This window comes from Streptomyces sp. NPDC001093 (assembly GCF_040298985.1).
Lineage (GTDB): Bacteria > Actinomycetota > Actinomycetes > Streptomycetales > Streptomycetaceae > Streptomyces.
The window spans coordinates 1-8044 of record NZ_JBEPBF010000229.1; the positions used below are offsets into that span (position 1 = coordinate 1).

8 protein-coding genes are annotated in these 8044 nt (G+C 72.7%); 5 read left to right on the forward strand and 3 right to left on the reverse strand.

Annotation, left to right across the window (positions count from 1 at the left end; all coding sequences use genetic code 11):
* A partial coding sequence (gene sucB, locus ABT288_RS48515) for a 2-oxoglutarate dehydrogenase, E2 component, dihydrolipoamide succinyltransferase (protein WP_351623097.1) occupies positions 1 to 1066 on the forward strand: 1066 nt, incomplete at its 5' end.
* A gap of 71 nt (positions 1067 to 1137) precedes the next feature.
* Here the strand turns inward: sucB and ABT288_RS48520 are convergent.
* Positions 1138 to 1584 carry a hypothetical protein gene (locus ABT288_RS48520; protein WP_351623099.1) on the reverse strand — a complete coding sequence of 149 codons (447 nt, stop codon included), beginning with the start codon at positions 1582 to 1584 and terminating at the stop codon, positions 1138 to 1140.
* Positions 1585 to 1688: 104 nt separating this feature from the next.
* On the opposite strand from ABT288_RS48520, the gene ABT288_RS48525 reads away from it, so the two are divergent.
* From ABT288_RS48525 to ABT288_RS48540, 4 genes are all read left to right on the forward strand, one after another.
* Complete coding sequence (locus ABT288_RS48525; protein ID WP_351623101.1) at positions 1689 to 2312, forward strand: GntR family transcriptional regulator; 624 nt, start codon at positions 1689 to 1691, stop codon at positions 2310 to 2312.
* Positions 2313 to 2582: 270 nt separating this feature from the next.
* Complete coding sequence (gene aceE, locus ABT288_RS48530) at positions 2583 to 5285, forward strand: pyruvate dehydrogenase (acetyl-transferring), homodimeric type (RefSeq protein ID WP_351623103.1); 2703 nt, start codon at positions 2583 to 2585, stop codon at positions 5283 to 5285.
* A 122-nt stretch (positions 5286 to 5407) separates the two neighbouring features.
* The gene (locus tag ABT288_RS48535) at positions 5408 to 6424 is read left to right on the forward strand and encodes a helix-turn-helix transcriptional regulator (protein ID WP_351623105.1); all 1017 of its coding nucleotides are present in this window, start codon (positions 5408 to 5410) and stop codon (positions 6422 to 6424) included.
* Between the two features lie 66 nt (positions 6425 to 6490).
* Positions 6491 to 7009 carry a DUF4240 domain-containing protein gene (locus tag ABT288_RS48540; protein WP_351623113.1) on the forward strand — a complete coding sequence of 173 codons (519 nt, stop codon included), beginning with the start codon at positions 6491 to 6493 and terminating at the stop codon, positions 7007 to 7009.
* A gap of 11 nt (positions 7010 to 7020) precedes the next feature.
* Here the strand turns inward: ABT288_RS48540 and ABT288_RS48545 are convergent, their stop codons facing one another.
* Positions 7021 to 7290, reverse strand: a complete 270-nt coding sequence (locus ABT288_RS48545) for a hypothetical protein (RefSeq protein WP_351623108.1) — start codon at positions 7288 to 7290, stop codon at positions 7021 to 7023.
* 72 nt (positions 7291 to 7362) lie between these two features.
* Positions 7363 to 8044 (reverse strand): peptidoglycan recognition protein family protein (locus ABT288_RS48550; RefSeq protein ID WP_351623111.1); only part of this gene is annotated, 682 nt, incomplete at its 5' end.

An 8044-nucleotide genomic window follows, 5' to 3' on the forward strand; every position in this document is an offset into this window, starting at 1 on the left:
CCCCGCCGCCCCGGCTCCGGCGCCCGCCGCCGCTGCCCCGGCCGCACCGGCCGCACCGGCGCCCGCCCCGTCTCCGCTGACCCCGGCCACCGCGCCGACCTCCCCGACCGCCACCCAGGCGACGGACGAGGGCGCGTACGTGACCCCGCTGGTGCGCAAGCTCGCCGCCGAGAACGGCGTCGACCTGGCCACCGTCAAGGGCACCGGCGTCGGCGGCCGCATCCGCAAGCAGGACGTCATCGCCGCCGCCGAGGCCGCGAAGGCCGCCGCGGCCGCTCCGGCTCCGGCCGCCGCCGCTCCGGCCGCCGCCGCCGCGAAGAAGGCCCCGGCGCTGGAGGTCTCCCCGCTGCGCGGCCAGACCGTCAAGATGCCGCGCATCCGCAAGGTCATCGGCGACAACATGGTCAAGGCGCTGCACGAGCAGGCCCAGCTGTCGTCGGTCGTCGAGGTCGACGTCACCCGCCTGATGCGGCTGCGCGCCCAGGCCAAGGACTCCTTCGCCGCGCGCGAGGGCGTCAAGCTCTCCCCGATGCCGTTCTTCGTGAAGGCGGCGGCCCAGGCGCTGAAGGCCCACCCGGTCATCAACGCCAGGATCAACGAGTCCGAGGGCACGATCACCTACTTCGACTCCGAGAACATCGGTATCGCGGTGGACTCCGAGAAGGGCCTGATGACCCCGGTCATCAAGCACGCCGGCGACCTCAACATCGCGGGCATCGCCAAGGCCACGGCGGAGCTGGCCGGCAAGGTCCGCGCCAACAAGATCACCCCGGACGAGCTGTCCGGCGCGACCTTCACCATCTCCAACACCGGTTCGCGCGGCGCGCTGTTCGACACGATCATCGTGCCGCCGGGCCAGGTCGCGATCCTCGGCATCGGTGCCACGGTCAAGCGTCCGGCCGTCATCGAGACCGAGGAGGGCACGGTCATCGGCGTCCGCGACATGACCTACCTGACGCTCTCCTACGACCACCGCCTGGTCGACGGCGCCGACGCGGCCCGTTACCTGACGGCGGTCAAGGCGATCCTCGAGGCGGGCGAGTTCGAGGTCGAGCTCGGCCTGTAAGGCTCGGGAGCCCCACGGCGGTTCGGCAGCGCCCCCGTCCGGAGTCCTTCTCCGGGCGGGGGCGCTGCTCGTTACGAGCGGGGCCACGCGGGGAGAGGTGTGGCCGCCACCAGCGCGAGCCGGCCGCTCACGGCGAGCCGGTCCGGGGCCCCGGCCTCCATGCCCAGCCCGGCGACGCCGACGGCGTACTGGCTGCCGTCCGCCCGACGGACACAAGCCACAAGTACCCCGAGGCCGACTGGCGGGCCGCGCACGTTGCAAGGGCCCCTGACGTCCCCGGAGGCGCCCCCGGTCGTCGTGGACAAGGCGCCCGCGTACGGCCCGGTCGACGACATCAAGTGGCCCGGCACCGGCTGGGACGCGGACTCCTCGGAGATCGCCGGCCGCAGCGTCGAGGAGGGGCGGGTCCCGGCGACAGGTGCGGGATCGGCGGACGGCGCGCCGTCTCCTGGGCGCCACCGGACCACCCGCACCAGCCCGACGGCACGGCGCACCGAGCCCTCATGCACCCCGCTCACCGTGTGCGCCTCGTCTCACCTGCACCAAAGCACGCCCACGTGCCCTACCCACGGAGCGAACCCACCGTATTGTCTAAACGTCAGCCCTCCCGAAGGAGCCCTCAATGACCGCGCCCGTCGTCCACTCGCTGCGCGAACAGATCCGCGAGCACATCGTGGAGGGGATCGTCAGCGGGCGCTGGCAGCCGGGTGAGCGGATCGTGGAGCGGCGGATCGCCACCGAGCTGGAGGTCAGCCAGACACCGGTGCGTGAGGCACTGCGCGAGCTGGAGACCCTCCGTCTGATCGAGTCCGCGCCGAACAAGGGCGTCCGCGTGCGGAACCTGTCCGCGGCCGACCTGGAGGAGAGCTACCCCGTCCGGGCCGGCCTGGAGGCCATCGCGGCGGAGCTGGCGGCCGACCGCCTCGCCGAGGACTGCTCGGCCCTGGAGCCGCATGTCCTGGCCCTGTACGAGGCCGACCGCGACGCCGACGGCACCGCCCAGGTCCGCCACACGGTCGGCTTCCACCGCGAGCTGGTGCGCGCCGCGCACAACTCGGTTCTGCTGCACACCTGGGAGGGCCTGGGCATCGAGGTCTTCACGGCGCTGTCCATCCGCTGGCTGGGCACGGTCCAGCAGTCGTACGCGGAGGAGCACGAGGAACTGGTGGCCGCCTTCAAGCGCCGGGATCCGCGCATCGCGGAGATCGTGAAGGCGCACGTGCTGGGCTGCGCGCCCCGCGCTTGATTCAGTCGAGCGGGCCCCCGCTCAGACGCCGCCCCACCTGCGAAAACAAGGCGATTCAGCGTCACCGGGTGCCATAGGCGAAGGCACCGCGTGCCGACTTTCTCCAAATCAAGAGGTTTTCGACCTCAACCCTTTGATCGATCATCGATCAGCGAGTTACAGTCGCCGACGGACTTCCACCGAAGTCCTAGCCCTGTCCTGCCAAAGACCTAGGGCACCCCCGAACCCTTACCGATGAGGGAACCCCCTTCGACTGAGGAAGGCGGCGACATGACCGACCCCAACGCCATCCAGCCGAGCGCGCTCGACCAGCTCCCCGACCGCGACCCGGAGGAGACCGCCGAATGGCAGGCCTCCCTCGACGCCGTCGCCAGGGAGGCCGGGCCGCACCGCGCCGCGTACCTGATGCGGCGCACGCTGGAGCGCGCCGAGGCGGGCGGCATCGCGCTGCCGAAGCTCCTCGAGACGGACTACGTCAACACCATCCCCACTTCCGCCGAGCCGGGCCTGCCCGGCGACCCGGAGATGGAGGCCCGGATCACCGCGTGGAACCGCTGGAACGCGGCCGCGATGGTGACCCGCGGCAGCAAGTACGGCGTCGGCGGGCACATCGCCACCTTCGCCTCCGCCGCCTGGCTGTACGAGACCGGCTTCAACCACTTCTTCAAGGGCAAGGAGGGCGACGGCTCCGGCGACCAGCTGTACATCCAGGGCCACGCCTCCCCCGGCATCTACGCCCGCGCCTTCCTCGACGGCCGCCTGAACGAGGCGCACCTGGACAACTTCCGCCAGGAGGCCGGCGGCAACGGCCTGCCGTCGTACCCGCACCCGCGCCGCCTGCCCTGGCTGTGGGAGTTCCCGACGGTGTCGATGGGCCTCGGCCCGCTCTCCGCGATCTATCAGGCGCGCTTCAACCGCTACCTCACCAACCGCGGCATCAAGGACGTCTCCGCCTCCCACGTCTGGGCCTTCCTGGGCGACGGTGAGATGGACGAGCCCGAGTCGACCGCGGCTCTCGCGCTCGCCGCCCGTGAGGAGCTGGACAACCTCACCTTCGTCATCAACTGCAACCTGCAGCGCCTCGACGGCCCGGTCCGCGCCAACTTCAAGATCGTGCAGGAGCTGGAGGCCCAGTTCCGCGGCGCCGGCTGGAACGTCGTCAAGACCCTGTGGGGCACCGCCTGGGACGAGCTGTTCGCCCTGGACACCACGGGCGCGCTGGTACGCCGCCTGCGCGAGGTACCGGACGCGCAGATCCAGACGTACCAGACCCGCGACGCCGCCTACATCCGCGCCGACTTCTTCGGCAAGGACCCGGCGCTGGCGGAGATGGCGAAGCTGCTGAGCGACGACAAGATCCTCGAGTGCTTCCACCTCTCGCGCGGCGGTCACGAGGCCCGCAAGGTCTACGCCGCGTACAGGGCCGCCGTCGAGCACAAGGGCGCGCCGACCGTGATCCTGGCCCAGACGGTCAAGGGCCACACCCTGGGCGAGGGCTTCGCGTCGAAGAACGCCAACCACCAGATGAAGAAGCTGACGGTGGACGAGTTCAAGACCATGCGCGACCTGCTCGGCCTGCCGATCAAGGACAGCGACTTCACCGACGGCCAGGTGCCCTACGGCCACCCGGGCGCCGACTCCCCCGAGGTCCGCTACCTCCAGGAGCGCCGCGCGGCCCTCGGCGGCCCGGCCCCGGCCCGCCGCACGCACGCGCTGGCCCCGCTGCCCGCCCCGGCCGAGAAGGCCTTCGCCTCCTTCGACAAGGGCTCCGGCTCGCAGAACGTGGCCACCACCATGGCCTTCGTCCGCCTGGTCAAGGACCTGGTCCGCGACAAGGAGACGGGCAGGCGCTGGGTGCCGATCGTCCCCGACGAGGCGCGCACCTTCGGCATGGAGAGCCTGTTCCCGTCCCTGGGCATCTACTCCCCCAAGGGCCAGACGTACGAGCCGGTCGACCGCGACCAGCTGATGTACTACAAGGAGGCCAAGAACGGCCAGATCCTCAACGAGGGGATCACCGAGGCCGGTTCGATGGCCGACTTCATCGCCGCGTCCACCGCGTACGCGACGCACGGCGAGGCGATGATCCCCTTCTACATCTTCTACTCGATGTTCGGCTGGCAGCGCACCGCCGACCAGATGTGGCAGCTCGGCGACCAGCTCGGCCGCGGCTTCCTCGTCGGCGCGACCGCCGGCCGTACGACCCTGACGGGCGAGGGCCTGCAGCACGCCGACGGCCACTCCCCGGTCATCGCCGCGACCAACCCGGCCGCGCTGACGTACGACCCCGCGTTCGCCTACGAGATCGCGGTGATCGTCCGCGAGGGTCTGCGCCGGATGTACGGCGAGGCCAAGCCGGGCGAGGACCAGAACGTCTTCTACTACCTGACGGTCTACAACGAGCCGCTGCCGCAGCCCGCCAAGCCGGCCGGCCTCGGCATCGACGAGGGCATCGTCAAGGGCCTGTACCGCTTCAACACGGCGGAGTCGGCGGGCCTGTCCCCGGCCGCCAACGCCCCGCGCATCCAGCTGCTGGGCTCCGGTACGGCGATCCACTGGACCCTTCAGGCCCAGAAGCTGCTCGCCGAGGAGTGGGGTGTCGCGGCCGACGTCTGGTCGGCGACCTCCTGGTCCGAGCTGCGCCGCGACGCGATGGAGGCGGACGCCGCCCTCCTGCGCGGCGAGGAGCGGGTGCCGTACGTCCGCCAGGCGCTGCAGGGCGCCGAGGGCCCGGTGCTGGCCGTCTCCGACTACATGCGCCAGGTCCCGGACCAGATCGCGCAGTGGGTCGAGCAGGACTGGTCCTCGCTGGGCGCCGACGGCTTCGGTCTGTCGGACACCCGTGAGGCCGCCCGCCGCCACTTCGGCGTCGACGCCGAGTCGATCGTCGTCGCGGCCCTGGCCCAGCTCGCCAGGCGCGGCGAGGTGAAGGCCACGGCGGTCAAGGAGGCCCGGGAGAAGTACGGGCTGTAAGTCGGCCGGTGTGCGCCGTCGCGGCGGGCGGAGGAGGGTGACCTTCCCGGCCCGCCGCGGCGGCCTGCCTCCAGCGTAGGAGTCCACCGCCGGGCCGGCGGGCTTCGTGGCAGGCTGGCGCCATGCGTGCGGCCCGGCTCATCAAGATGGTGCTCCTGCTGCAGTCCCGGCCGTCCATGACCGCCGCCGAACTCGCCCGGGAGCTGGAGGTGTCGGAGCGGACGGTCACCCGGGACGCGCAGGCGCTGTCGGAGGCGGGCGTGCCGGTGTACGCGGACCGGGGCCGGGCCGGCGGCTACCGGCTGGTCGGCGGATACCGGACGCGGCTGACGGGGCTGGCCAGGAGCGAGGCGGAGGCGCTGTTCCTGAGCGGGGTGCCGGGGGCGCTGCGGGAGATGGGGCTGGAGGACGCCGCTTCCGCGGCCCGGCTGAAGGTGTCCGCGGCGCTGCTGCCCTCACTGCGGGACGCCCCGGACAGCGCCGCCCAGCGGTTCCATCTGGACGCGCCGGCCTGGTTCCGGGAGCCGGAGACGCCCGCGCTGCTGCCGGCGGTCGCGCAGGCGGTGTGGGACGACCGCCGCGTCATCGCCCGCTACCGGCGCGGGGAGAGCGAGGTGGAGCGGGTGCTGGAGCCGTACGGGCTCGTGCTCAAGGCGGGCGTCTGGTACCTGTGCGCGCGGGTCGCCGACGCCGGCTCCTTCCGGACCTACCGGATCGACCGGTTCGGCGCCGTGGAACCCCTGCAGGAACGCTTCTCCCGTGATCCGGACTTCGATCTGCCCGGCCACTGGGCCGAGCAGGCCGAGCGGTTCGCGCGCTCGATCCTGCGCGCCGAGGTCGTCGTACGGCTGTCCCCGGAGGGGGTGCGGATGCTGCGGTACGCCGTCGATCCGCCGGCGGCGCGCGAGGCGATGAGCGGGCCGCCCGAGCCGGACGGGGCCGGCTGGGTCACGGTGACGCTGCCGGTGGAGTCCGAGGAGGTGGCGCACACACAGCTGACGGCGCTCGGTGCGGAGGCGGAGGTGCTGGCCCCGGAGGGCCTGCGGGAGCGGTTCGCCCGGGACGCGGCACGACTGGCCGCGCTGTACGGCGGTCCGCGCCCCCGGGGCCGTACGAACGCCGGATCGGACGCCGGATAACGATCCGCCGCACTCCGGCGTACTCCGCGTGCGCCCCACCGGTGGAGGCCCGATGCTGGTGGCGTGATGGACGAGACGGAGTTCTGGGAGCTGATCGACGCCGCCCGCGAGGCCGCGGAGGGTGACCCCGAGGAACAGGCCGACGTGCTCGTGGACCGGCTGCTCCAGCTGGATCCCGAGTTGATTCTGGACTTCGCCCGTCACTTCGAGGCGCGTTACAACCGCTCCTACCGCTGGGACCTGTGGGGCGCGGCCTGGGTGCTGCTGGACGGGGCCAGCGACGACGCGTTCGACTTCTTCCGCTGCTGGCTGATCGGCCAGGGCCGGGAGGTCTACGAGGGCGCCCTGCACGATCCCGACTCGCTGGCGGAGTTGCTGGAGGAGTTCGACGAGGAGATCGACGGCGACGGCGAGGAACTGGGCTACGCGGCGGACGAGGCCTATGAGCAGCTGACCGGCACCGTCGCGCCCGACCTGGGCATCGCCCCGGCGCCCGCCGAACCGGAGGGCTCGCCGGTGGACTTCGAGAACGAGCGGGCGCTCGCCACCCGCTTCCCCCGGCTGTGGGACCGCTTCCGGCAGTAGCCCGCCCCGGCTCAGCCGGCCGTGCGCCTGCGGGTGCTGTCGGCTTGCAGGTGGGCCTGGGCCTGGTCGGCCCGCACCGCGTGGTGCAGCGGCGCGGCGTTGGCCTGGTCGAGGGCGGACGCGGTGGCCGCGGCCGGGCCGAGGACGACGGTCGCGACCGCGCAGAGAACCGCCCAGGGGCCGCGCGCGGTCCAGGTCCCCCGCGCCCGCTCCGTGGTCCCGGCCGTGCTCCCGGCGGTGCTCTCGGCCGTGGACTTCGCATGGACACGACTGCTGTTCATGATCCCCACCTCCAGTCGGCTGGTGATGGGCACGACCGTAGGGCGCGGGGCTCGGAGCGGGCTGCGTGGTGCCTAAGGGATGGCTGTGAGCCGCGCCGTGGCGGTCCGGCCCTGCAGGCGCGCGGCCTTCTCCCTGATCGCGGGAAGGCGGGCGCTGAGGGCGGCGCCGGGGCAGCTGGTCATGAATCCGGCCTCGTGTCCGGCCAGGGCGGGCAGGGTGGCGGTGGTGCCGGCCTTGTAGCGGCTGAGGCTGTTGCTGGAGACCAGGCGGACGCTCGCGCGCGGGTCGATGCCGGCGAGGCCGAGTTTCCAGGCGGCCAGGGCGGCGATCGCGTCGGTCATGGCCCGGGGCACGGGGACGCCGGCGGTGAAGGTGCCGAGGGCGGCGATGCCGGCGGTGCGGTGGTTGAAGCCCTGGGTGTGGGCGCCGGTGACGGCCCGGTCGGTGCCTCCGGCGCGGCCTTCGTAGATGGTGCCGCAGCGGTCGACGATGAAGTTGTAGCCGATGTCGTCCCAGTTCCGGACGCCGGTCTGGCCAGCGTAGAGGCGGCGGATGATCTCCGGCGCGTCGGCGCAGTTGTAGTCGCCCGGCGAGTCGGTGTGGTGCAGGAAGACGGCGACCACCTTGTCGTCGTAGCGCGGCGGCGGCTGGACGCGCCCGGCGGCGCCCAGCCAGACGGAGCGGGGCACGATGCGCGGCCGGGGGGCGCGGTGGGTGACCGGGGCGCGGGCCGGGCCGGGCCGGTCGAGGCGG

Excerpts from the sequence above, each read along its gene's own strand:
- ABT288_RS48525 (WP_351623101.1), top strand. The coding sequence starts at position 1,689 with ATGACCGCGCCCGTCGTCCACTCGCTGCGCGAACAGATCCGCGAGCAC.
- aceE (WP_351623103.1), top strand. The coding sequence starts at position 2,583 with ATGACCGACCCCAACGCCATCCAGCCGAGCGCGCTCGACCAGCTCCCC.
- ABT288_RS48535 (WP_351623105.1), top strand. The coding sequence starts at position 5,408 with ATGCGTGCGGCCCGGCTCATCAAGATGGTGCTCCTGCTGCAGTCCCGG.
- ABT288_RS48540 (WP_351623113.1), top strand. The coding sequence starts at position 6,491 with ATGGACGAGACGGAGTTCTGGGAGCTGATCGACGCCGCCCGCGAGGCC.
- ABT288_RS48545 (WP_351623108.1), bottom strand. The coding sequence starts at position 7,290 with ATGAACAGCAGTCGTGTCCATGCGAAGTCCACGGCCGAGAGCACCGCC.